25 protein-coding genes and 1 pseudogene are annotated in these 22,007 nt (G+C 63.8%); 15 read left to right on the forward strand and 11 right to left on the reverse strand.

The window, feature by feature from the left end:
- Positions 1-151 precede the first annotated feature (151 nt).
- From P9273_RS31150 to P9273_RS31170, 5 genes are all read left to right on the forward strand, one after another.
- Positions 152-670 (forward strand): RNA polymerase sigma factor, encoded by a 519-nt coding sequence (locus P9273_RS31150; protein WP_040984221.1) that lies wholly within the window; start codon positions 152-154, stop codon positions 668-670.
- Positions 667-1,458, forward strand: a complete 792-nt coding sequence (locus tag P9273_RS31155; protein WP_278052390.1) for an anti-sigma factor family protein — start codon at positions 667-669, stop codon at positions 1,456-1,458. The genes P9273_RS31150 and P9273_RS31155 overlap by 4 nt, the downstream gene beginning before the upstream one ends.
- 206 nt (positions 1,459-1,664) lie before the next feature.
- A complete protein-coding gene (locus P9273_RS31160; RefSeq protein WP_041002068.1) occupies positions 1,665-2,762 on the forward strand; it encodes a GNAT family N-acetyltransferase/peptidase C39 family protein in 1,098 nt (365 codons plus the stop codon).
- A gap of 4 nt (positions 2,763-2,766) precedes the next feature.
- Positions 2,767-4,230 carry a RimK family protein gene (locus P9273_RS31165; protein WP_041002066.1) on the forward strand — a complete coding sequence of 488 codons (1,464 nt, stop codon included), beginning with the start codon at positions 2,767-2,769 and terminating at the stop codon, positions 4,228-4,230.
- Between the two features lie 189 nt (positions 4,231-4,419).
- On the forward strand, positions 4,420-4,692 hold the full coding sequence (locus tag P9273_RS31170; protein ID WP_041002063.1) for a DUF3303 domain-containing protein: 273 nt from the start codon (positions 4,420-4,422) through the stop codon (positions 4,690-4,692).
- Between the two features lie 34 nt (positions 4,693-4,726).
- Here the strand turns inward: P9273_RS31170 and P9273_RS31175 are convergent, their stop codons facing one another.
- The gene (locus tag P9273_RS31175; protein ID WP_278052391.1) at positions 4,727-5,119 is read right to left on the reverse strand and encodes a RidA family protein; all 393 of its coding nucleotides are present in this window, start codon (positions 5,117-5,119) and stop codon (positions 4,727-4,729) included.
- Positions 5,120-5,203: 84 nt separating this feature from the next.
- Entirely contained in the window at positions 5,204-6,133 is a 930-nt protein-coding gene (locus tag P9273_RS31180) for a LysR substrate-binding domain-containing protein (RefSeq protein ID WP_278052392.1), read from the reverse strand.
- An 84-nt stretch (positions 6,134-6,217) separates the two neighbouring features.
- Here P9273_RS31180 and P9273_RS31185 point away from each other — a divergent pair, with 84 nt between their 5' ends.
- On the forward strand, positions 6,218-7,135 hold the full coding sequence (locus P9273_RS31185; RefSeq protein ID WP_278052394.1) for a fatty acid desaturase family protein: 918 nt from the start codon (positions 6,218-6,220) through the stop codon (positions 7,133-7,135).
- A gap of 13 nt (positions 7,136-7,148) precedes the next feature.
- Here the strand turns inward: P9273_RS31185 and P9273_RS31190 are convergent, their stop codons facing one another.
- From P9273_RS31190 to ygfZ, 3 genes are all read right to left on the reverse strand, one after another.
- On the reverse strand, positions 7,149-9,290 hold the full coding sequence (locus P9273_RS31190) for a putative bifunctional diguanylate cyclase/phosphodiesterase (protein WP_041002056.1): 2,142 nt from the start codon (positions 9,288-9,290) through the stop codon (positions 7,149-7,151).
- A gap of 63 nt (positions 9,291-9,353) precedes the next feature.
- Positions 9,354-9,992: a YfbR-like 5'-deoxynucleotidase gene (locus P9273_RS31195; protein ID WP_041002054.1), complete on the reverse strand. Its 639-nt coding sequence runs from the start codon at positions 9,990-9,992 to the stop codon at positions 9,354-9,356.
- Entirely contained in the window at positions 9,992-10,855 is an 864-nt protein-coding gene (gene ygfZ / locus P9273_RS31200; RefSeq protein ID WP_278052397.1) for a CAF17-like 4Fe-4S cluster assembly/insertion protein YgfZ, read from the reverse strand. The genes P9273_RS31195 and ygfZ overlap by 1 nt, the downstream gene beginning before the upstream one ends.
- A gap of 85 nt (positions 10,856-10,940) precedes the next feature.
- Here ygfZ and P9273_RS31205 point away from each other — a divergent pair, with 85 nt between their 5' ends.
- Positions 10,941-12,272, forward strand: coding sequence for a dihydroorotase (locus tag P9273_RS31205; RefSeq protein ID WP_278052399.1), 1,332 nt, complete (start codon positions 10,941-10,943; stop codon positions 12,270-12,272).
- On the opposite strand, the gene P9273_RS31210 is transcribed toward P9273_RS31205, so the two are convergent.
- From P9273_RS31210 to P9273_RS31225, 4 genes are all read right to left on the reverse strand, one after another.
- Positions 12,269-13,060, reverse strand: a complete 792-nt coding sequence (locus P9273_RS31210) for a hypothetical protein (protein ID WP_278052400.1) — start codon at positions 13,058-13,060, stop codon at positions 12,269-12,271. The two genes, P9273_RS31205 and P9273_RS31210, sit on opposite strands and share 4 nt — an antisense overlap.
- A 131-nt stretch (positions 13,061-13,191) precedes the next feature.
- Entirely contained in the window at positions 13,192-13,449 is a 258-nt protein-coding gene (locus tag P9273_RS31215; protein WP_041002042.1) for a hypothetical protein, read from the reverse strand.
- Positions 13,450-13,825: 376 nt separating this feature from the next.
- Positions 13,826-14,203, reverse strand: a complete 378-nt coding sequence (locus tag P9273_RS31220; RefSeq protein ID WP_278052417.1) for a TIGR02301 family protein — start codon at positions 14,201-14,203, stop codon at positions 13,826-13,828.
- A gap of 71 nt (positions 14,204-14,274) precedes the next feature.
- A complete protein-coding gene (locus tag P9273_RS31225; RefSeq protein WP_278052401.1) occupies positions 14,275-14,700 on the reverse strand; it encodes an NUDIX hydrolase in 426 nt (141 codons plus the stop codon).
- Positions 14,701-14,818: 118 nt separating this feature from the next.
- Between P9273_RS31225 and P9273_RS31230 the strand changes: the two genes are divergently transcribed.
- Complete coding sequence (locus P9273_RS31230; protein ID WP_278052419.1) at positions 14,819-15,580, forward strand: SOS response-associated peptidase; 762 nt, start codon at positions 14,819-14,821, stop codon at positions 15,578-15,580.
- Between the two features lie 112 nt (positions 15,581-15,692).
- On the opposite strand, the gene P9273_RS31235 is transcribed toward P9273_RS31230, so the two are convergent.
- Positions 15,693-15,848, reverse strand: a complete 156-nt coding sequence (locus P9273_RS31235; RefSeq protein ID WP_112095803.1) for a hypothetical protein — start codon at positions 15,846-15,848, stop codon at positions 15,693-15,695.
- Between the two features lie 94 nt (positions 15,849-15,942).
- Positions 15,943-16,080, reverse strand: a complete 138-nt coding sequence (locus P9273_RS31240) for a hypothetical protein (RefSeq protein ID WP_278052404.1) — start codon at positions 16,078-16,080, stop codon at positions 15,943-15,945.
- Positions 16,081-16,240: 160 nt separating this feature from the next.
- On the opposite strand from P9273_RS31240, the gene cysS reads away from it, so the two are divergent.
- The 7 genes and pseudogenes from cysS to cimA all read left to right on the forward strand — a co-directional run bounded on the left by cysS (position 16,241) and on the right by cimA (position 21,809).
- A complete protein-coding gene (cysS, locus tag P9273_RS31245) occupies positions 16,241-17,692 on the forward strand; it encodes a cysteine--tRNA ligase (protein ID WP_278052406.1) in 1,452 nt (483 codons plus the stop codon).
- Positions 17,689-17,808: pseudogene (locus tag P9273_RS31250) on the forward strand (endonuclease domain-containing protein); the annotation flags it as partial. The gene cysS and the pseudogene P9273_RS31250, both read left to right, overlap by 4 nt.
- Positions 17,805-18,191, forward strand: coding sequence for a VOC family protein (locus tag P9273_RS31255; protein ID WP_278052408.1), 387 nt, complete (start codon positions 17,805-17,807; stop codon positions 18,189-18,191). The pseudogene P9273_RS31250 and the gene P9273_RS31255, both read left to right, overlap by 4 nt.
- Positions 18,192-18,212: 21 nt before the next feature.
- Complete coding sequence (locus P9273_RS31260; RefSeq protein ID WP_278052410.1) at positions 18,213-18,704, forward strand: GFA family protein; 492 nt, start codon at positions 18,213-18,215, stop codon at positions 18,702-18,704.
- A complete protein-coding gene (locus P9273_RS31265; RefSeq protein ID WP_278052411.1) occupies positions 18,701-19,177 on the forward strand; it encodes a GFA family protein in 477 nt (158 codons plus the stop codon). Before P9273_RS31260 ends, P9273_RS31265 begins: the two co-directional genes overlap by 4 nt.
- Complete coding sequence (gene pip / locus P9273_RS31270) at positions 19,174-20,139, forward strand: prolyl aminopeptidase (protein WP_278052413.1); 966 nt, start codon at positions 19,174-19,176, stop codon at positions 20,137-20,139. Before P9273_RS31265 ends, pip begins: the two co-directional genes overlap by 4 nt.
- A gap of 53 nt (positions 20,140-20,192) precedes the next feature.
- A complete protein-coding gene (gene cimA, locus P9273_RS31275; protein WP_278052415.1) occupies positions 20,193-21,809 on the forward strand; it encodes a citramalate synthase in 1,617 nt (538 codons plus the stop codon).
- Positions 21,810-22,007: the final 198 nt, after the last annotated feature.

A 22,007-nucleotide genomic window follows, 5' to 3' on the forward strand; every position in this document is an offset into this window, starting at 1 on the left:
TTCCCGCCGATTGCCAGGAATAAACCGGCCTGCGCCATCGTTTTGTATGTGCTTGGGTACGCAGCGGTTCGGCCGCTTCGCGCTGACTGCTTGCACCGCGCCCGGAAGGCGCGTTCTATCGGGATGGAAAGCGACCTCGAAACAAGCGGTCATGGACGACAAGAAGGCAGCGATCCTAAGCGAAATACCGCGGCTGCGGCGCTATGCGCGCTCGCTGCTGCGCGAGCGCGATTCCGCCGACGATCTCGTCCAGGATTGCCTGGAGCGGGCGCTTGTGCGGCTCGACAACTGGCAGACTGGAGAGAGCCCCCGGAGGTGGCTGTTTACGATCATGCATCACTTGTTCATCGACCAGATGCGCAAGGTCAACCGGCGCGGTGAGGCGGCGATGCTGCCTCTCGAAGCCGGTGAGGCCCAAGCCGCGCCCGCCGATCAGGTCGAGACCATCGCCTCGCGCGAGATCATGGATGCCTTGCAGGCGATCAGCCCCGATCGCCGCGCGGCATTGGTGATGGTCGCCATCGAGGGCTTTTCCTATGCCGAGGCCGCCAACATCCTTGGCGTGCCGGCCGGTACGCTGATGTCGCGCATCGCGCGCGGCCGCGAGGAATTGCGAGGATTGCTCGACGACACATCGCGCCGTCGCTCGATAAGGATCGTCGAGAAATGACCCGCCGCGATTTTTCCGAACGCGATATCCATATGGCCCTCGATGGCGAACTGCCGGGCGAGGAGCGCATGGCTTACGACGCCTGGCTCGAGGCCAATCCCGAGATGAAGGCGAAGTCCGCGCGCTACATTGCCGACCGCGCCGCCATGCGCGCCGCCTTCGCAGGCGTGATGGACGAGCCGGTGCCGGCGAGGCTGCGGCAGGTCGTGCTTGGCGAGGCACCTGCAAAAGCGTCGGCCTGGCGCTCGCGCTGGTGGCTGTCGGCTGCCGCGGCCGTGATGCTCGCGCTCGGCGGGCTCGGCGGCTATGTCGCGGGCATCGACGGCATCGCCCGCGGCGACGGCGACGACCAGCTCGCCGAGCAGGCGATCGCCGCCCATGTCATCTACGCCGCCGAGAAGCGCCATGCCGTCGAGGTTCCCGCAAGCGACAAGGATCATCTCCAGACCTGGCTGTCGAACCGTGTCGGACTGAAGCTGGTCGCGCCCGATCTGGCGGCCGAGGGCTTCGATCTCGTCGGCGGCCGGCTGCTGCCGGCCGGTGGGCAGGGCAAGGCGGCGATGCTGCTTTATGAAGACGCCAAGGGCGAGCGCATCTCGCTCTACGTCACCGCCGAATCGTCGCAGACGTCCAAAGGCACCTACACGGCCGCGGCGGGCGGACCCGAGGCTGTCTACTGGCTCGACAAAGGCTATGCCTGCGCGGTCGTCGGCTCGTTGCCGCCGGAGCGCCTGTCGGACGTCGCAAAGAGCGCTTACGGTCAGCTCGTCGCCGGCATATCGAGCTGAACCGGCTGCATTTTTCGGTAACCGGCAGTCCTTTGAACGGCAATTCTGTTCAAGTGCTCGGCCCTTTTCTGCCATGGCGGAAACTGTCACAATTCGGCCCTAATCAAGGAGCGATAGCGCTTGATGAATACTGGCGCTTCGGCCAGTATTCGCGACGCATCCACCGGGGCCGTTTCTTAACCCAATCGAGGTTCTCCCAAGCCCGCATGCCTGCCGAGATCCGCAAGGCCCGCGCGTCAGACGTCGATGACCTCGCCGCCATCGAGAAGGCTGTTTTTCCGGGCGACAGGCTCTCGCGCCGCTCCTTCCGCCAGTTCATCGAGCGGGAAACCGCCGAGATGCTGGTGGCCGAGAACGAGGGCCGCGTCGCCGGCTATGCAGTGGTGCTGTTTCGCAAGGGCAGCGGCGTCGCGCGGCTTTATTCCATCGCCGTCGGACCTTTCTTCGGCCGTCTCGGCATTGGCCGGCTTCTGCTGGCGGCTGCCGAGGAGGCGGCCTTCGAGCACGACCGGCTGCTGCTGCGCCTCGAAGTGCGCGAGGACAATCAGCGCGCCATCCGCATCTACGAACAGGCCGGCTATCGGAAATTGGGCCGCGAGCCCGACTATTACGAGGACGGCGCGACCGCGCTGCGCTATGAAAAGACGCTGCGCGGCGACACGCCGACCGCGACCAAGGTGCCGTTCTACCAGCAGACCTGCGAGTTCACCTGCGGCCCTTGCTGCCTGATGATGGCGATGGCCAATTTCGACGGTGGCTTCGTGCCCGATCCGGTCATGGAAATCCGCCTGTGGCGAGAGGCGACCACGGTCTTCATGATGTCGGGTCCCGGCGGCTGCGAGCCCTTCGGTCTGGCGGTCGCCGGATATGAGAGCGGGCTCGCCGCCGAAATATTCGTCTCCTTCTATGGCGCGCTGTTCCTGCAGTCGGTGCGAAGCGAGGACAAGCGCCGGGTGATGGAGCTCGCCCAGGTCGATTTCCGCCGTCGCGCCGAGCTTTACGGCATCCCCGTCAATTACCGTCCGTTCGGCATCGGCGACATCCGTAACGCCCTAGCCGAGGGGAAGCTGGTTATCGTGCTGGTCAGCGGCTTCCTGATGTTCGGCAAGAAGGTGCCGCATTGGGTGCTGGCCATCGGCGACGATGGCGACCATATCCTGATCCACGACCCTTGGGTTGAGGATGAAAGGCAGGAAACGATCCTTGATGCCGCTAACATTCCGGTACCCTACGACATCTTCATGAACATGGCGCAGTTCGGCCGCGACGGCTTGCGCGCGGCCATCACTCTGGGAAAACGCTGAGACAATGACCTGGGTTATCCTGACAGGCAGGCAGAACGACATCGATCAGGTGGCCACACCCCACAAGATCATCACCAACCGCGACTATCTCGCGCATCCGGCGTTGTTCCGCGGCCAGCGGCCGAAGGTGATCAACCTGTCGAACAATTACGGCTACCAGAGCCGCGGTTACTACGCCTCGCTGCTGGCCGGCTCGCGCGGCCACAGGGTCATCCCGACGGTCGAGACCATGATCGACCTTTCGGAGCGCAAGCTCTACGAGCACGCGCTGCCGGAGCTCGAGCTTGCCTTGAACAAATGCCGCAAGGACCTTGGGGGGACGTTTCCGGCCAAGGTGGCGATCTTCTTCGGTATCGGTCCGTCGAAGGTGTGGGACCGTTTTGCCAAGCTGTTGTTCGACTGGTTCCGCGCGCCGGCGCTCGAAGTCCACATCAAGGACAGCGCCGAATGGGCCTCGATCCGCAAGATCGGCTTCCTGCCGCTCGCCCGCATGACCGAGGACGAGGAACAGGTCTTCCTGCAATGCCTGGACACCTACACCAACCGCGAATGGCGCGACACCAAGGGCCGCACGCCGGCGCGCTATACCTTCGCGACGCTGGTCGATCCGCATGAGGAACTGCCGCCTTCGGAAATCTCCTCGCTGCGTTACTGGGCCAGGATCGCCGAGAAGATGGGCGTCGAGGTCGAGCCGATCACCAGGAAGGACCTCGCCAAGCTTGCCAATTACGACGCGCTGTTCATCCGCGAGACCACGTCGATCTCCAATCACACCTACCGCTTCGCGCGCCGCGCCCAGCAGGAAGGCATGCCGGTGATCGACGATCCGTTGTCGATGATCCGCTGCACCAACAAGGTCTATCTCAACGAGCTGATGACCTACAACAAGGTGCCGGTGCCGCCGACGGTGATGATCGCCGGCACATCCGACTTCGAGGTGGCGGCGCAAACGCTGGGCTTTCCGCTGGTGCTGAAGATCCCGGATTCGTCCTTCTCGCGCGGCGTCAAGAAATGCGAGAACATGGCGGAGCTGACCAAGCTCGCGACCGAGTGGCTGGAAGATTCCGACCTGCTGATCGCACAGAAATTCATCCCGACCGAATATGACTGGCGGGTCGGCGTGCTCGGTGGCCAGCCGCTGTTTGCCGTGCACTATCTCATGGCGAAGAAGCACTGGCAGATCGTCAACCACAAGGCCAGCGGCAAGCCCGACCAGGGCGGCATCAAAACATTCACGCTGAAGCAGACGCCGCCGCATGTCGTCGAAACCGCTGTGCGGGCGGCGAAATGCATCGGCGACGGGCTCTACGGCGTCGACCTCAAGGAGACCAAGGACGGCGTCTTCGTCATCGAGGTCAACGACAATCCCAATCTCGACCATGGCTGGGAGGATTCGGGCGAGAAGGACGAGCTCTGGGTGCGGCTGACGCAGTGGTTCCTGGAACGCCTGGAGAGGCCGGAAAAGTAGCACTGGGAGAAAAAGGAACTGGGGAATTGAGGAACTGGAGAACTGAGGAATTGAAGAACTGAAGAATGGAGTGTCTGGCGGAACCTTCCGTCCTTGCGGCATCAGCTCCTCATTTCCTAATCTCTTCAGTTCTTCAGTTCTTCAATTCTCCAGTTCCTCAATTCCCAATCATTCAAACCGAGGGAAAGAATGCTGTTCTTCGTGATCGAGGATTTTCACGGTGCGGACCGCAAGGAAATCTATCGCCGCTTCCGCGACAAGGGCCGCCTGAAGCCCGACGAGCTCGTCGTCCACCACTCCTGGATCGCGGCCGACATGAGCCGCTGCTTCCTGTTGGTGGAGGCCGATGACGTCACGATCCTGCAGCGCTGGGCCATCGAATGGAACGACCTGGTCGAGTTCGAGATCGTGCCGGTCGCCACCAGCAAGGACATGGCCGCGGCCCTGGCGGCGCATCTTTGAAAGGCGTCAGGGCGCGTAGCGTCCGGCCCCCTGGTCAAATGACCGCTATCGCGTCGACCTCTATGAGGTAGCCAGGGGACATTATCGCCACGCCGACAATCACATTCGCTGGCTTGTGATCTCCAAACAGCGAAATCTGCGCGGCTTCGATGATCGGAACGTGCTCATCGCGGTTGTAGTCGACGACGTAGACCGTGATTTTGGAGACTTGGTCGGGCCTTGCACCCGCCGCATTGAGCGCTCGGCCGAGATTGCCGAACGCCAGGCGCGCTTGCGCCGCAAAATCACCATGCCCGATAAGCTGGCCGTGTATATCTTCGGGCTGCTGACCCGAGATGAAAACCAGCTTGGATCCCGTCGCGACGACAACCTGCGTGTACATCTCTGGAACCGGCAGATCGGCTGGATTGATGAGTTCGAGCGCCATCAAAAATCTCCTAATACTTCGTTCGACGGAAAAGCGGGGCAGGGGGCGAAGGAAACAGGTGCCCCGTCACCGTAATTCCCTGAATTAGCCCGTGAATGACTGGGCGCCGAGTGCCGGCGATTTGACGGCGCGCACGCATTCTCCGACCAGCCACTCCCGGAATGCGCCTACGACATCGCGCCTCGCGCTGCGTTCGGGGATGGTCAGGCAATAGGGCTGGCGCAGTTCCAGGGATGGCGCGGCGGCTCGCACCAGCTTGCCATCCTCCAGCGCCTGGGCGCAATAGATGCCTTGCGCCAGCGCCACGCCAAGCCCTGAAATGGCAAGGTCGAGCGCCACTCGCGACGAGTTGCCCGACAGGCCGCGCTGCGCGGTCCGGCCGGGCTCGATGCGTGCCGCTTCGAACCAGTTGCGCCAGGACGGAAAGGACGCGCCGGTCGGTCCCCAGTCGGTGTGAATGAGCGGCAGGCCGGCAAGGCTGTCGGATCCGTTCGCGCTGGCCAGCGCCGGCGCGCAGACGGGATAGACGGCGTCCCTGACGATCTCCTCGGTCGGATGCTCCCGATAGTGCGGACCGTAGGAGAGGCGAACATCGATCAATTCATGATCGAATGGCACCGGATCGTCGTCACCTCTCAGCGATATGTCCGCGGCGCCATGGGACGCGATAAAGCGGACGATGCGTTCCGAAAGCCAGCCCATCGCCATCGAAGGCGGTACGGAAACGATGAGCCTCGGCCGGAATGCATCGCCGCTGACATCGCGCGCGACGCTGCCGATTTCCCGGAAGGCCATGGTAAGCCTTGGCAGCATCTCCACCCCGGCCTCGGTCAGCACGGCGCGCCTGTTGACCCTATGGAACAGTTTGCGCCCCATCTGCTCCTCGACGGTTCGGATGAGCTGGCTGACGGCCGCGGCCGAAATCGACAGTTCCTCCGCCGCGGCCGCAAAGCTGCCTGTGCGCGCCGCCGCTTCGAAGGCTTGAAGTCCGCGCAAGGAGGGAAGGGCGACCATGGCAATTAGAAAGATAAGGTGATCTTATCTATTTCGCAGAAATCCTCGGTTTTCGAAAGGTTTATTTCTGCCTATCGTGGTCCCATGAACGCAATCGACCACGACGCGACCGTCGACCATCGCTCGGTTATCGCCTCGCTGACGAATGAGGAACGCAGCCGGCTGACCGGAAAATCGGATGGGCCGGGTCTTGTCCAGTTCGCGCTCCATCTCGGCGCGATCATCGTCCTTGGCGCGCTGATCGGAGCACGAGTGCCGTTCTGGCCGGTCCTGATGCTGCCGCAGGGTATCCTGATCGTCTTCCTGTTCACGTTGCTGCACGAGACCGTGCACAGGACAGCGTTCGAAACGCAGTGGTTGAACGATACCGTCGCGCGCTTCTGCAGCCTGGCGATCGCGCTGCCGGCCGACTGGTTCCGCTACTTCCATTTCGCCCATCACCGTTTCACCCAGGACCCCGAAAACGATCCGGAGCTCGCCTTCCCGAAGCCCGAGACAGTGTGGCAATACATCGTCCACGTCTCCGGCCTGCCGGTGTGGTGGGGGCATTTCAAGACGCTCTACACCAATGCAATGGGGCGCTGCCGCGACATTTACGTGCCGCCGAAGGGCTTGCCGAAGGTGAAGGCTGAGGCGCGGGCGATGATCGCGTCTTATGTCGTCCTGCTGGCGCTTGCGGTCTGGTTCAAGGCGTCGGTGCTGCTCTATGTCTGGATCGTGCCGGCGCTGCTCGGCCAGCCCTTCCTCAGGCTTTATCTGCTGGCCGAGCACGGCCGCTGTCCCTTCGTCGCCAACATGCTGGAAAACACCCGCACGACGCTGACCACCTGGTTCGTGCGCAAGCTCGCCTGGAACATGCCTTACCATGCGGAGCACCACGCCTATCCCGGCGTGCCGTTCCATCAGCTGCCTGAATTCCATCGGCTGATCGAGCGGCATCTCAAAGTGGTCGAGCCCGGCTATGTGAGCTTCCACGAGAAATATATCGGGGCGCTACGCTGACGGACGGCGTCACTCAGCCCGACTGGCGCTGCAGCGCCTGCGAACGCAGCAGCCGGCCGATGTCGGACGCCTTGCTCGGCACGCCGATCAGATAGCCTTGCGCCTCGCCGCAGCCGGCTTTGCGCAGCATGTCGAGCTGCGCCTCGGTCTCGACGCCCTCCGCGGTGACGGTGATGCCGAGCTCGGCGCCAAGGCCGACCACCGTGCGCACGATCGCCGCCGTGTCGCGCTTGTCGAGGTCGTGAATGAAGGAGCGGTCGATCTTGATCTTGTCGACGGGGAAGCGTCGGAGATAGCCGAGCGAGGAATAGCCGGTGCCGAAATCGTCGAGCGCGATGCGCACGCCGAGGCCGCGCAACTGGCTCAGCGTCCTTAGCACCGCCTCGCTCTCGTCCATCATCACCGTTTCGGTGATTTCGAGCTCAAGGCGGTCGGCCGGCAGGCCGGAAAAGGCGAGCGCCGAGATCACGCTGCGGGCGAAGCCGCCGCTTTTGATCTGCGCGGCCGAGACATTGACGGCCATGCGCATGTCCCGGGGCCAATTGGCGGCGACGTTGCATGCTTTGCGCAGCGCCCAGTCGCCCAGTTGCACAATCAATCCTGTCTCCTCGGCGGCGGCAACGAAGTTTTCCGGCGATACCAGGCCGCGCGAGGGCGAGCGCCAGCGCATCAGGGCTTCCGCGCCGACGATTTTGCCGGAGGCGATGTCCAGGATCGGCTGGAAATCCAGCTCGAATTCGCGCTTGGAGAGTGCTGCTTCGAGATCGGCCTCAAGCGCCCGGCGCTCCCGCATCAGCGCATCCATGCCTGGCTCGAAGAAGCGATAGACGTTGCGCCCTTCGCTCTTGCCCCGGTAAAGCGCCATGTCGGCGTTGGCGAGCAGCGTGTCGGCATCGTGTCCGTCGGCGGGGTAAAGTGCGATGCCGAGGCTCACGCCCACATGCATTTCGCGCCCCTTGCCGCGATAGGGCTTGCCGACGATCTCGACGACGCGCTTGGCGAGCTTTTCGGCGTCGGCGGCGCTCTTGATGCCAGACTGGATGATGGCGAACTCATCGCCGCCGAAGCGCGCCACCACGTCCTTGCTGCCGCGCACGGCATGTTGCAGCCGCTTGGCGACGCATTTCAGCAGCCAGTCTCCGGCCGGGTGGCCGAACGTGTCGTTGATGGCCTTGAATCGGTCGAGATCGAGCGAGAGGATCGCCAGCGGCTTGGCCTTGGCCTCGCCGAGCGCCTGATCCAGCTTTTCGCGAAACATCGATCGGTTGGGCAGATTAGTCAGCGTGTCGTGATGCGCAAGATGCGTCATGCGCTCTTCGACGCGGCGCCGTTCGGTGACGTCCTCGAAAGTAGCCACCCAGCCGCCGCCGGCGAGCGGCCGGCGGGAGACAAACAGCGTGCGGCCGTCGACGAGTTCGCGATAGCTCGATCGCGACTGGCCAGCGTCCAGGGCCGCCTTCGTCTTTGCCACCTCGTTGTCGACTTCAACGGGTACGAAGATGCCGAGAGCAACGAGTTTCTTCAGCATCTGACTGTGCGTCATACCGAGCGCGAAATCCGCGGCTTTCGCGTTGCAAAGATCCAGGAAGCGCTGGTTGCGAACGATCAGGCGGCCCTCGGCGTTGTACATCAGCAGGCCTTGCGACATGTTGGCCAAAGCAGCGTCGAAGCGGCGGTATTGCTCTTTCAACTCGGCTTCAGCGCGCCGCTGCTCCGTCACATCCTCGTAGATCGACACCCAGCCGCCAACGGCGATCGGCCGGTGCGAAATGACGATGATGCGTCCGTCCGACAGAATTTCCTCATAGGTCGAAGGCTTGGCGCCGTCGATGTAAGGCTTGCGGATGGCATAAAGCTCGTCGGCGCTCTGCGCGGCGATGCCGATGTCGACACTGTGCTGCAGGATGTTGAAGAACCGAATGCCCGGCTTCACCACTTTGGCGTCCAGGCGGAAGATGTCGATGTAGTTGCGGTTGCAGATGATCATCCGCTCATCGGCGTCGAACATGCACAGCCCATGCGACATGTTCTCGACAGCCGCCGCGAAGCGCTCGTTCTGGGCACGAAGTTCTTCCGCTATTCGTCGAACCGGGCCAATAGCGGCCGCTCTTCGCTTGCTGGCGACCGAACCAGTCTTGACATGAGCGCCAGGCATGAGCACGCCTTCGGACCGTGACCGAACGCAATACTGTCCGGGTTGCCGGTTAATTTAGCGTTCTTATGGGACTGAATTTACCGCAAGCGAAGACTGGCGCCTGGCTTCCAGCATCTTGAAACGCTTCAGAAAAGCCGTTTGCGCCCAGGTCACGGATTTTGGCGTGAAGTCGAAACGGTCGGCGGAGAAGCCGCGCGGGCGGCCGAAATACTCGGTCGCCTCCGCCGTCGAGAAGCCGGCCAGCAGCGTGGCCTCGTAATAGGCGGCGATCTGGTCGGCGCGCTTGATGTCCTTGCGCAAGGCCGCATTAAGCTCCGCCGGCAGCGAGAAACGCAGGTGGATGGCGCGCTGCAGGCGCACCTCACAGTCCTTGTAGGAGCCGCCCATCACCGATTTGAACGGCGAGATCATGTCGCCGATGACATATTCCGGCGCGTCGTGCAGCAGCGCCGCAAGCCGCGCCTCGGCGGTGGCCTCGGGCACCAGCTCGCCGTAAAGCGCTTCGACCAGCAGCGAGTGCTGCGCGACGGAAAAGGCATGGTCGCCGCTGGTCTGGCCGTTCCAGCGGGCGACGCGGGCAAGCCCATGCGCGATGTCGGCGATCTCGATGTCGAGCGGCGAGGGGTCGAGCAGGTCGAGCCGCCGGCCGGACAGCATGCGTTGCCAGGCGCGCGGCGGCGCGCCGGCCCGGTCGGCCGCCATCAGGCCTCCTCCGCGCTTACCGCATCTTGCGGGAAGGTGAATTTCGCCCAGGCGGGGATGGCAAGTGTCACAGGAACATCGCCGGCCATAATGGTTTCACCTGCATCGACCGCGGCCTTGACGCGGTCTATGCGGGCAATCGCAAGACCGGTCCGGCCACCGACAGAGCCGAGCGTGCCTACGGGCCGCCCGGCGACGGTGAGCTCGGTTCCCGGAACGGGCAGGAGGGCGTCGGCCGAAGCGATCAGGACACGGCGTCTGGCCGTGCCGCGGTGCTGCATGCGCGAGACCACTTCCTGGCCGATATAGCAGCCCTTCTTGAAGCCGACGCCGCCGGTCTCGTCGAGCAGAACGTCATGCGGGAAAGCGTCACCGAGTTGGTAGTCGGAACCGCCTTCTGCAATGCCGTAGCCAATGCGCATGTTCAGCCAGCCATTCGGGTCGCTGCCGTCCCGTGCTTCGCCGCCATAACTGCGCCTAACCGTGATATCTTGGAACCGCGTGTCGGCAAGCGCCCTTGAATCGGAAAGTGAGGCGGTTGAATCGCCATCCCATTCGACGGTGACAAGCACCTGATCCTGCTTGACAATCTCAGCCTTTGCTCTGAGCCGGTAAAGCATCAGCCGGCGCACGAAGTCGTCGGCGATGTCGGCCCGGCATTCCAGTTGGAAGCTGTTGTCTGCCGCGCGCGAGATCAGGAAATCGAACAGGATCTTGCCCTGCGGCGAAAGCAGCGCGCCGGGCTTTGCCTCGCCGGGCTTCAGCGTATCGAGATCGGTGGTGAGGATGTTCTGCAGGAAATGCTCGGCATCCGGGCCTGACACGGAAATGAGCGCACGATCTTTGAGGCGGGCAAAGGGCATGGGTGTGAAATCGGCCTGATCTTGCAAAACGTTCGCTCATTACGTAAGCCGGCCGCACTCCCCCCGCAAGAGATTGGACCTGCCTATGGCGACCACCTTCGACCTCATCCTGACAGGCGGCACGGTGGTCAACCATGACGGCGAGGGCCGGCGCGACATCGGCGTGAAGGGTGGCCGCATCGCGCGGATCGGCGATCTCGGCCAGGCTTCGGCCGGCGAAACCATCGACTGCACGGGCCTGCACATCCTGCCGGGCGTCGTCGACAGCCAGGTGCATTTCCGCGAACCGGGTCTGGAGCACAAGGAAGACTTGGAGACCGGCTCCCGCGCCGCGGTGCTGGGCGGCGTCACCGCCGTCTTCGAAATGCCCAACACCAATCCGCTCACCACCAGCGAGGCAGCGCTGGCCGACAAGGTGCGGCGTGCCACGAACCGCATGCATTGCGACTTCGCCTTCTGGGTCGGCGGCACGCGCGACAATGCCCGTGATGTCGGCGAATTGGAGCGGCTGCCGGGCGCCGCCGGCATAAAAGTGTTCATGGGCTCGTCCACCGGCGATCTTCTGGTCGAGGACGACGAGGGCGTCGCTTCGATCCTGCGCAACACCCGCCGCCGCGCAGCCTTCCATTCGGAGGACGAGTTCCGCCTGCGCGAACGGCTCGGCGAACGCATCGAGGGCGATCCGTCCTCGCATCCCGTGTGGCGCGACGAGGTAGCGGCGCTGCGCTGCACGGAGCGGCTGGTGCGCATCGCCAGGGAGGCGCGCGCGCGCATTCATGTGCTGCACATCTCGACGGCCGAGGAGATCGACTTCCTCGAAAAGCACAAGGACGTTGCGACCTGTGAGGCCACGCCCCACCATCTGACGCTGAGCGCCGACGACTATGCCAGGCTTGGCACGCTGATCCAGATGAACCCGCCGGTGCGCGCCGCCCGCCACCGCGACGGCGTCTGGCACGGCATTTCCCAAGGCATCGTCGACGTGCTGGGGTCGGACCATGCGCCGCATACGCTGGCCGAGAAGGCAAAGCCCTATCCGGCCTCGCCGTCGGGCATGACAGGGGTGCAGACCCTGGTGCCGATCATGCTGGACCATGTAAATGCCGGCCGGCTCACCTTGCAGCGCTTCGTCGACCTTTCCAGCCATGGTCCGCAGCGCATTTTCGGCATGGCCAGGAAAGGCCGCATCGCGGCCGGCTACGATGCCGATTTCACAGTCGTCGACCTGAAGCGGCGCGAGACCATCACCAACGCGCAGGCCGGCTCCAAGGCTGGCTGGACGCCCTATGACGGCAAAGAGGTCACCGGCTGGCCGGTCGGCACCATCCTGCGCGGCACGCGCGTCATGTGGGAAGGCGAGATCGTTACGTCCGGCCAGGGCAGGGCCGTGGAGTTTTCCGAAGCGCTGCCGATTTAATCCCCCGCGACGAAAAACAGCCACTGTCCCGTCGGCGTGATGCCGACACGGTAGAAGATGTAGGCGCCGAACTGCTTCATGTCGTCATAGTCGCTGGCCGTGACCAGCTTGAACAATTCGACGCGCTGTCTGGGGTCGAGCTTGTCGAGCGGCAGCGCGAAGAAATACGGCCAGACATAGAGTTCCTGCGGCGTGCCGGTGTCGACATGCACATAGCCGGCCGAAAGCACCTCTTCCAGGATGGCGAGGATCTCCTGGCCGGCGCCGTCGCCCGAGAGGCCCTTGAGGAAGGTGACCGGGTCGCCGTCAATGTCGCCCAGCGACAATTGCGTCATGGCATCGCCTTTGCCGATCAGCGGCCTCAGCTTCTCGATGTCGCCGCTTTTGCAGGCCTCGATGATCAGCCCATGCATGCGCTTTACTGGTTCAGGAAGCGTGTTGAGGTCGTAGACGACCGCGGGCGGCGGCGCGTCGGGATCGGCGCGCGGGCTGGTGATGCCGCCATTGGCGGGCGGCGTTTCCGGCTCCGACTTGTCGGTGTCGTCGGCCGGTTGGCCGCTGTCCGTAGGTTTGGTGCCGGGCGCCTCCGGCACCGGCACTGTGGCGCCGGGCGCGCCGCTGTCCTCATTGGCGGGCGGGGTGACCGGGGAGGGCAGGTCCTCGCGCTGGATCTCGCTCAGCGCGTAGGAAGGCGTGCTGGCGAGGCACAGCGGCAGCGCAAGGCAGGAAGCGGCGATCAGGATGTTGAGGGCCTGCCCGTGCGGCCGGCCTGACATCGAAAGTCTCACCGCTTACCTCTCCATTGTTACCTGGCCCGATCCGAGCGGCGCTCTGAGTAATCAAGAGCATGGGCATGATGCCCAACCGGCGCGCCGCCGTCAAAAGTCGCTCGCAAAAAATCGCTATCGAAAAGGGGGAACTAGTGCTTCAGCCGTCCAGGCTCGAAGGCGCCGGCGATCACTTTCTCACGCATGCGGTCGAGCAAGGCGAGCGCCGAGGTCTCGCCATTGGCGCGCAGCATCTCGCCGAAAGCCGTCTCCAGTGCTGCTTCGGCGATGATTTCCGGCTCAATGCCAGCCGACAGGCCTTCCGCCCAGGCTTCGCTGTGGCTCTCCACGGCAGTCAGGCGCTTTTCTTCCCTGACCAACGCGTCGATGTCGCTGACACCATGTTCCATTGCGATGTCCACCTTCTGCAAGCAGCGATCCGACCGATGGATCCGGCTTGGTCTGCCAGTTCGTCGGCAGTCTTTACTAAGTCGTTGTAAATACGACATTTTTAGGGTCGAAATCTACATTGTCGGCGAGACTGCCCTCAATCGATGCCGAGCTTAGCCGATTACACCGGCTTGCGGCATCAAAACCTTCAGTTTGAGTTAATTCCACAATTGCGCACTAACGTTTCATTAACGCTGTTGCGCAGGTGCAACACATGATTGCCCCAGAGCGGGACAGGAGGCAATAAGGGACGTCACATTGACGCGGATCGCCGCAAAAAAATGCTTATGACATTGCCGCCGGACGAGCCGGGCTCAATTGCCGGACGAGCCGGGCTCAATTGCCGTAGCGGGAGGCGATATCGCGCGACAGCGTCTCGCCTTCCTTCATGTAGCGGGCGATGGCCTCGGTCGCCGAAGGGGTGCATTGCGTGTAGGTGCCGCTGAAGGAGCGGTAGCCGCGGTTGAACGAGGCGATGAAGCGGGCGCGCCGGTCGGGATCGGGATTTTCCGACTCCAGCAGCTTTTCCATCTCGACCCGCCACTGGTCGCCTTTTTCGCCACAGAGATTGCGCAGGAAATGCAGCGAGCCGAGCACTTCGGCCAGCCGCATCAATCCAGGCTCGAAAGGCGCCTCGGCGGCGAGCGCCGGCGGTGCCGGTACAGCCATGCTGACGGCGAGGCACGCGGCGAGATAAGCGGAAGCGCGGGTCATCAAAGCCTTGCAATGAAAGGGCAGGGCTTTGTGGCGAAACATTTTGTCGCCGGCAAGGCCATTCTGGATGCTCACCGCCTGGCGCCTTGCGCGGGGCCGAGCAACTCCTCGGCGACCGAGAACACGTCGCCGGCAAGCGGCATCCCTGCCATTTCCGCCAGCGTGTAGAACGCCGCGGTCTCGGCGTCGTCGTTTGCCAGGGGCTCGCCGCCTGCATAGGCGGCGCCGAACACCGTCAGCAGGTAGTCGACCGCGTGATTCTCACCACGGCCGTCGATATGGATGTCGCGCAGCGGGCGATAGCCTGTCGCCTCGAGCCCGGTTTCTTCCAGCAATTCGCGCGCCGCCGCTTCCGCCAGCGTTTCGCCCGGCTCGACCTTGCCGCCGGGATAGGCGTAAAGCCCTTGCGACGGCGCCCGCGCACGCTTGACCAGAAGCACGGTGCCGCCGCGCACGACGGCGACGGAAACGGCCGGTATGATCTTGCGCTGTTTCATGCGTGCCGATCCTTCTGCAGCCATTTGTGGACCGATTGGGCGAATCCAGCTTTAGCCGTTGCGGCCGGGCGGTTCCATCGCCACTTTCATGGACCCTCAATTGATGAGCCCCAAATCCATGTGCGGACGCTTTGCCCTGACCGCCACGCCGGACCAGACCGCAGCCTTTCTCGGCCTTGCCGAACTGGAGGAATTTCCGGCGCGCTACAACATCGCGCCGACACAGCCGGTGCTGATGGCGCTTGCCGGACCGCCGCGGGAACCCGGCTCGAACCTGCCGGACCGCCAGGCGATGCTGGTGCGCTGGGGCCTGCTCCCAGCCTGGGTCGAGGACACCAAAGCGTTTCCGCTGCTCATCAACGCCCGCTCCGAAGGCGTGCTGCAAAAGGCCTCGTTCAAGGCAGCCATGCGCCATCGTCGCGCTCTTGTGCCGGCATCTGGCTTCTACGAGTGGCAGCAGTCGGGTTCGGCCAAGGGCCAGCCTTACTGGATCCGCCCGCGGCGCGGCGGCGTTCTCGCCTTCGCCGGCCTGATCGAGACTTACTCCGAGCCTGGCGGTTCCGAGATGGACACCGGCGCGATCATCACGACCGAGGCCAATGCCGGCATCGCCCATATCCATGACCGCATGCCTGTGGTGATCGAGGAGCGCGACTTCGCCCGCTGGCTCGATTGCCGCACGCAAGAGCCGCGCGACGTGCTCGATCTGCTGAAGCCCGCCGAGCCCGATTTCTTCGAGGCTATCCCGGTTTCCGACCTTGTCAACAAGGTCGCCAACACCGGGCCGGAGATCCAGGAGCGCGGCATCGTTTCGCCGCAAGCCGAAAAGCCCAGGCGCCCGAAGCCGGGCGCGGACGAAAACCAGATGAGCTTGTTCTAGCGAAGGTTATCTGCCTTGCGAGGCTGCTTCCGGAGGCCTTCATCTCCAGGGCGCTCCAGCGCCCTCATCACCGGCGTTCCCATCGTTGGGGACCGTGCCGGTCGTGCCGTTTTCAGGCAGCGCGCGGCGAAACGATCTTCTGCGCGGGCTTCTTCTTCTTCGCGGTGTGAAGGAGGGCCGCGACGATTGCCGCAGGGCCGATTGCGCGGTAGTGGCTGGCGAGAGCCGGCTGCGTTTGTCGGTTCTGTTCCTGCTTGTTGCGAGCCATGTTTCTCTTCCCTGGTAACAGTTTCGTGTTCAGCGTTTGGCGGCTGATTCCGTCCAAATCGTGACATCTGGCGGTCTAGCCAGCGAATGTTTCATCACTGTGCCGACATGTTTAATAAAATGTTTCGCCCCGTCTTTACCCTGTGATCCAGCGACATCTTTCCTAAGCCGAGCGACTTGACGGCAACACCCGCCGGCGCGATAAAGCCGGCCATGAAAACGTCTTTCGCCATTTGTGGCATTTGCATTATTGGCTAGCCTCGCGCTGGTCCGGACGTTTTCGCCTTATCTTTCCCTAGATTGGACAAACGCCCCGGCCAGCAGGCTGGAGCCCGATCTGCGCCTTTGGCGCAGCGCTGGTTTCAGCGAATCCAAATCAAGGACCGGGACCGCATGTCGGACGCAACGAAGGGCCTCAGCCTCTACAACACGCTAACGCGGACCAAGGGACCATTCGTCCCGATCGATCCGCAAAATGTGCGCATGTATGTCTGCGGCCCGACCGTCTACGACTTTGCCCATATCGGCAATGCGCGCCCGGCGATCGTCTTCGACGTTCTCTTCCGTCTGTTGCGCCATCTCTACGGCGAAAGCCACGTCACGTATGTGCGCAACATCACGGATGTCGACGACAAGATTAATGCTCGCGCGCTGCGCGACTTCGGCGGCGACATCGCCGCCGGAAAGCTTTCGCTCAACGATGCCATCCGCAAGGTCACCGAAAAGACCGCCGACCAGTACCACAAGGACGTCGCGGCGCTCGGCTGCCTGCCGCCGACCTACGAGCCGCGCGCGACCGAGTTCGTCGCACCCCGCGCCGACGGCAAGGCCGATATGCTGTCGCTGATCCGCCAACTGATCGAGCGCGGCCACGCCTATGTCGCCGGCGGCGAGGTGCTGTTCGACACAGCCTCGATGCCCGACTATGGCGAATTGTCGAAGCGCAATCTCGACGAGCAGCAGGCGGGCGCCCGCATCGCGGTCGACGCGCACAAGAAGAATCCCGGCGATTTCGTGCTGTGGAAATTGTCGAGCCCGGAAGAGCCCGGCTGGGAAAGCCCGTGGGGCAGGGGCCGGCCCGGCTGGCACATCGAATGCTCGGCCATGTCCGCCGCCTATCTCGGCGAGGTCTTCGACATCCATGGCGGCGGGCTGGACCTGATCTTCCCGCACCACGAGAACGAGATCGCCCAGTCGCGCTGCGCCCACGGCACCAAGGTCATGGCCAATGTGTGGATGCACAACGGCTTCCTGCAGGTCGAAGGCCAGAAGATGTCGAAGAGCCTCGGCAATTTCTTCTCGATCCATGAGCTGCTGGAGACCGGGACTTTCGGCGGCCGCACCTGGCCGGGCGAGGTGCTCAGACTGGCGATGCTGATGACGCATTACCGCGAGCCGATCGACTTTTCCGTGCGCAAGCTGGAGGAGGCGGAGAACACGCTGCGCAAATGGAAGCGGGCGGCGGACCTCGCGTCTCAGGCGGCCAAGGAATTGCCGGCCGAAGTGGTGGAGGCGCTGTCGGACGACCTCGCCACCTACACTGCCTTCCAGCGGCTGACGCAGCTCGCCGGAGAGGCGGTCGAGTTCAGCGGTGATGGCCAGAACGCCGCCGCTGCTTCGCTGAAGGCGGCACTCGCCTTCCTCGGCTTCGACGTGGGCGCGGCCAAGGTGGACGAAGCCGCGATCGCCGAGGCGATTGCCAGGCGCCTGAAGTTCATTGCCGACAAGAATTGGGCCGAAGCCGACCGCATCCGCGAAGAACTCCTGGCGCAGGGCGTGCAGCTCAAGGACGGCAAGGACCCCGCCACCGGCGAACGCGTGACGACATGGGAGATCAGGCGGTGAGGCGCTTCTGGAACGACGACGTGATCCGCGATATCGACAATGTCTGCCAGCACATCGTCATCGTGGCCGGCTTGGCCGATGTGCCCGCGCCCCCAACGGAGGAGCTCGTTACATGATCGATCATCTCGGCATCACCGTTTCCGATTTCGACGCATCGAAGGCCTTCTACGACAAGGCGATGGCCCCGCTGGGGGCTTCGCTGCTCTACATGGTGCCTGAGCAATATACCGGCGGCGCCAAGGTCGGCGGCTATGGCCGCGACCGGCCGGTGTTTTGGCTGAGCGCCGGCAAGGACAAGCCGAAGGACCACCAGCATGTCGCCTTCACCGCGCGCAGCCGCGCCGAGGTCGACGCCTTCCATGCGGCGGCGCTTGCTGCCGGCGGCAGGGACAATGGTGCGCCGGGCCTGCGTCCGCATTATCATCCCAATTATTACGGCGCCTTCGTCTTCGATCCTGACGGCAACAATGTCGAGGCGGTCTGCCATGAGCCGGAGTGAGCCGATGATTGGAGGTGTGTCATGAGCCTCGACAATAGGCCGGTCTACACCGGCGGCTGCCAGTGCGGCGCCGTGCGCTTCCGCGTCGAGGGCGCGTTGGGTGACGCCTCGGTCTGCCATTGCCGCATGTGCCAGAAGGCGAGCGGAAATTTCTACCTTCCGCTGGTCTCGGTGCGCGGCGCCAGGCTCGAGTGGACGCGTGGCGAGCCGAAGCGCTTCCGCTCGTCCAACGCGGCCCGGCGCGGCTTCTGTGCCGAATGCGGCACGCCGCTGACCTTCGAGGCGCCGGACGGCGTGGCGCTGGCGATCGCCGCCTTCGACGATCCGGCCGGCATCGCGCCCACCATCCAGTGGGGCGTCGAGGCGAAGCTTCCCTATGTCGACGGCATTGCAAAACTGCCATCCGAGGAGACGATGGGCGATGTCTCGTCGGCGCCTTATCTTGCCGAGCTCGTCTCGTATCAGCATCCAGACCACGACACCGACCAATGGCCGCCGGAGGAAAAACCATGACCGATGAAGTTAGAACCGGCGGCTGCCAATGCGGCGCCGTGCGCTTCCGCATCCACGGCAAGCTCGGGCGCCCGTCCATCTGCCATTGCCGCATGTGCCAAAAGCAGTTCGGCAATTTCTTCGGCGCTCTCGTGACGGTGCCGAAGGACGGCGTCGAATGGACCCATGAGGAACCGAGCTATTTCCAATCCTCGGTCAACATCGATCGCGGCTTCTGCCCCCGCTGCGGCACGCCGCTGACCTATCGCCAGCCGGGCGGGCTGGAAATCGCCATCGGCGCCTTCGACGACCGCTCCGACCTCGCGCCGCAAATCCAGGTCAACTACGCCGTGCGGCTGCCCTGGGTGGAGAAGATCTTCGAGGCGCCGATCCACGACGACCCCGATTACTACCGGCGGCAGGAGCAGATCATCTCCTTCCAGCATCCCGATCACGAGACGGCCAACTGGCCGCAGCAGGGCCTGAAACTATGACGATCCACGGCAGTTCCTTGCGCACGCTCTATCCCGAAATCGAGCCCTTCGAGTCGGGCATGCTCGATGTCGGCGACGGCCACATTGTTTACTGGGAACGCTGCGGCACCAGGGGCGCCAAGCCCGCCGTGTTCCTGCATGGCGGCCCGGGCGGTACCATCTCGCCGAAACACCGGCGGCTGTTCGATCCGAAGCTCTATGATGTCGTCCTGTTCGACCAGCGCGGCTGCGGCAAGTCGACGCCCAACGCCTCGCTGGAGGCCAACACAACCTGGCATCTGGTCGCCGATATCGAGCGGCTGCGCACAATGTGCGGCTTCGACAAATGGCTTGTCTTCGGCGGCTCCTGGGGCTCGACGCTGGCGCTCGCCTATGCCGAAACCCATCCCGAGCGCGTCAGCGAACTCGTCGTGCGCGGCATCTATACGCTGACCCGCGCCGAGCTCGAATGGTACTATCAGTTCGGCGTCTCGGAAATGTTCCCCGACAAATGGGAGCGGTTCCTGGCGCCGATCCCCGAGGCCGAGCGCGGCGACATGATGGCCGCGTACCGCAAGCGGCTGGTCGGCTCCGACCGCAAGGCACAGGTCGAGGCCGCCCGCGCCTGGAGCATCTGGGAAGGCGAGACAATCACGCTGCTTCCCGAACCCGAGACCAGCGACCCGTTCGCCCAGGACGACTATGCTGTCGCCTTCGCCCGCATCGAGAACCACTATTTCGTCCATGCCGGCTGGCTGGAGGAGGGGCAGCTTTTGCGCGATGCCTGGAAGCTGAAGGACATTCCCGGCACCATCGTCCACGGCCGCTACGACATGCCGTGCCCGGCGAAATATGCCTGGGCGCTGCACAAGGCCTGGCCGAAGGCGGATTTCCACCTCATCGAGGGCGCCGGCCACGCCTATTCGGAGCCCGGGATTCTGGACCGGCTGATCCGGGCGACGGATCGGTTCGCGGGGAAATAGTGATGCACGTTCGCGCTCCATGGTGAAGGAGCGCGGCATTTCGAGCTACTGCCATGACAAAGCAACGCCTCTACCTCTTCGACACGACCCTCCGCGACGGCCAGCAGACGCCGGGCATCGACTTTTCGGTCGAGGACAAGATCGCGATCGCCAAGCTGCTCGATGAGTTCGGCATCGACTATGTCGAGGGCGGCTATCCGGGCGCCAACCCGACCGACACCGCCTTCTTCCAGAAGAAGCGGACTGAGAGCGCGAAATTCGTCGCCTTCGGCATGACCAAGCGGGCAGGGGTGTCGGCCTCCAACGACCCGGGGCTGGCGGCGCTCGTGCAGTCGAAATCCGACGCCATCTGCTTCGTCGCCAAGAGCTGGGACTATCATGTCCGCGTCGCGCTCGGCTGCACCAACGAGGAGAACCTGGAGTCGATCAAGAGCTCGGTCGAGACGGCCGTCGCCGCCGGTAAGGAAGCGATGGTCGACTGCGAGCATTTCTTCGACGGCTTCAAGGCCAATCCCGATTACGCGCTGGCCTGCGCCAAAACCGCTTACGATGCCGGCGCGCGCTGGGTGGTACTGTGCGACACCAACGGCGGCACACAGCCTTCGGAAGTGCGCGCCATCGTCGAAAAGGTGATCGCCGGCGGCATTCCCGGCGACCATCTCGGCATCCACGCCCATGACGACACCGGCCAGGCGGTGGCGAATTCCCTTGCCGCCGTGGAGGCCGGCGTGCGCCAGATCCAGGGCACGCTGAACGGCATCGGCGAGCGCTGCGGCAACGCCAACCTGATCACCATCATTCCGACGCTTGCGCTGAAGCCGGCCTTCGCCGACACCTTCGAAACCGGCATTTCGGCCGAAGATCTGACAGGAATATCCAGGCTTTCGCGGGCCTTCGACGAATTGCTCAACCGCGCGCCGGAAGCGCAGGCGCCCTATGTCGGGTCCTCCGCCTTCGCGACCAAGGCCGGCATCCATGCCTCGGCTCTGGCCAAGGAGCCGGCGACCTACGAACATGTGCCCCCGGAAGCCGTCGGCAACCGCCGCCGGGTCATGGTTTCCGACCAGGGCGGCAAGGCAAATTTCCTCGCCGAGCTGAAGCGGCGCGGCATCGAGGTGCCCAGGGACGACCACCGGCTCGACTCCCTGATCGCGGTCGTCAAGGAGCGCGAGGCCGAAGGCTATGCCTATGAAGGCGCCGACGCCTCCTTCGAGCTCTTGGCGCGCAAGATGCTGCACGGCCTGCCGGAGTTCTTCAGCGTCACCTCCTTCCGCTGCATGGTCGAGCGCCGCTTCGACGCCAACGGCAATCTGAAGACCGTCTCCGAAGCGATCGTGAAAGTCGAGATCGACGGCGAGGAGAAGATGTCGGTGGCCGAAGGCCACGGCCCGGTCAACGCGCTCGACATCGCGCTGCGCAAGGATCTGGGCAAATACCAGAGCGAGATCGTCGACCTCGAGCTTGCCGACTTCAAGGTGCGTATCCTCAACGGCGGCACCGAAGCCATCACCCGCGTCCTGGTCGAATCGCACGATTCCACCGGCGCCCGCTGGTGGACGGTCGGCGTGTCGGAAAACATTATCGATGCCTCCTTCCAGGCGCTGATGGATTCGATCGTCTACAAGCTGATGAAGAACCGCGAGATGGCGGGACTCGTGGCAGCGGAGTGACCTAAGGCGCCCCTCCCCACTTCGGCTGCGGTATGCACACATTTCCAGGCGGCTGGCCTGTGGCGATAGCGTGCATGGCAGCTTGGCGCATGCATTGTCCAATGTAGCCTGGTCGACCCCCACTCCGTCTCGGCTTCGCCGAGCCACCTTGTATCTCCACGAGAGAGATTTCGTGGGATTGAAGCGATTGAGCCAAGA

Origin of the sequence: Mesorhizobium sp. WSM4935 (assembly GCF_029625735.1) — a bacterium.
In the GTDB taxonomy this organism is placed as follows: domain Bacteria; phylum Pseudomonadota; class Alphaproteobacteria; order Rhizobiales; family Rhizobiaceae; genus Mesorhizobium.

Bases quoted from the DNA above. Each gene is read 5' to 3' on its own strand.
- P9273_RS31180 (WP_278052392.1), bottom strand. From the start codon at position 6,133: ATGGTCGCCCTTCCCTCCTTGCGCGGACTTCAAGCCTTCGAAGCGGCG.
- P9273_RS31215 (WP_041002042.1), bottom strand. From the start codon at position 13,449: ATGGAACATGGTGTCAGCGACATCGACGCGTTGGTCAGGGAAGAAAAG.
- pip (WP_278052413.1), top strand. From the start codon at position 19,174: ATGACGATCCACGGCAGTTCCTTGCGCACGCTCTATCCCGAAATCGAG.
- P9273_RS31165 (WP_041002066.1), top strand. From the start codon at position 2,767: ATGACCTGGGTTATCCTGACAGGCAGGCAGAACGACATCGATCAGGTG.
- P9273_RS31155 (WP_278052390.1), top strand. From the start codon at position 667: ATGACCCGCCGCGATTTTTCCGAACGCGATATCCATATGGCCCTCGAT.
- P9273_RS31235 (WP_112095803.1), bottom strand. From the start codon at position 15,848: ATGGCTCGCAACAAGCAGGAACAGAACCGACAAACGCAGCCGGCTCTC.
- ygfZ (WP_278052397.1), bottom strand. From the start codon at position 10,855: ATGCCCTTTGCCCGCCTCAAAGATCGTGCGCTCATTTCCGTGTCAGGC.
- P9273_RS31195 (WP_041002054.1), bottom strand. From the start codon at position 9,992: ATGGCGGCCGACCGGGCCGGCGCGCCGCCGCGCGCCTGGCAACGCATG.
- cysS (WP_278052406.1), top strand. From the start codon at position 16,241: ATGTCGGACGCAACGAAGGGCCTCAGCCTCTACAACACGCTAACGCGG.
- P9273_RS31220 (WP_278052417.1), bottom strand. From the start codon at position 14,203: ATGACCCGCGCTTCCGCTTATCTCGCCGCGTGCCTCGCCGTCAGCATG.
- P9273_RS31150 (WP_040984221.1), top strand. From the start codon at position 152: ATGGACGACAAGAAGGCAGCGATCCTAAGCGAAATACCGCGGCTGCGG.
- P9273_RS31240 (WP_278052404.1), bottom strand. From the start codon at position 16,080: ATGGCGAAAGACGTTTTCATGGCCGGCTTTATCGCGCCGGCGGGTGTT.
- P9273_RS31175 (WP_278052391.1), bottom strand. From the start codon at position 5,119: ATGGCGCTCGAACTCATCAATCCAGCCGATCTGCCGGTTCCAGAGATG.
- P9273_RS31170 (WP_041002063.1), top strand. From the start codon at position 4,420: ATGCTGTTCTTCGTGATCGAGGATTTTCACGGTGCGGACCGCAAGGAA.
- P9273_RS31185 (WP_278052394.1), top strand. From the start codon at position 6,218: ATGAACGCAATCGACCACGACGCGACCGTCGACCATCGCTCGGTTATC.
- P9273_RS31160 (WP_041002068.1), top strand. From the start codon at position 1,665: ATGCCTGCCGAGATCCGCAAGGCCCGCGCGTCAGACGTCGATGACCTC.
- P9273_RS31255 (WP_278052408.1), top strand. From the start codon at position 17,805: ATGATCGATCATCTCGGCATCACCGTTTCCGATTTCGACGCATCGAAG.
- P9273_RS31260 (WP_278052410.1), top strand. From the start codon at position 18,213: ATGAGCCTCGACAATAGGCCGGTCTACACCGGCGGCTGCCAGTGCGGC.
- P9273_RS31205 (WP_278052399.1), top strand. From the start codon at position 10,941: ATGGCGACCACCTTCGACCTCATCCTGACAGGCGGCACGGTGGTCAAC.
- P9273_RS31265 (WP_278052411.1), top strand. From the start codon at position 18,701: ATGACCGATGAAGTTAGAACCGGCGGCTGCCAATGCGGCGCCGTGCGC.
- P9273_RS31225 (WP_278052401.1), bottom strand. From the start codon at position 14,700: ATGAAACAGCGCAAGATCATACCGGCCGTTTCCGTCGCCGTCGTGCGC.
- P9273_RS31230 (WP_278052419.1), top strand. From the start codon at position 14,819: ATGTGCGGACGCTTTGCCCTGACCGCCACGCCGGACCAGACCGCAGCC.
- cimA (WP_278052415.1), top strand. From the start codon at position 20,193: ATGACAAAGCAACGCCTCTACCTCTTCGACACGACCCTCCGCGACGGC.
- P9273_RS31190 (WP_041002056.1), bottom strand. From the start codon at position 9,290: ATGCCTGGCGCTCATGTCAAGACTGGTTCGGTCGCCAGCAAGCGAAGA.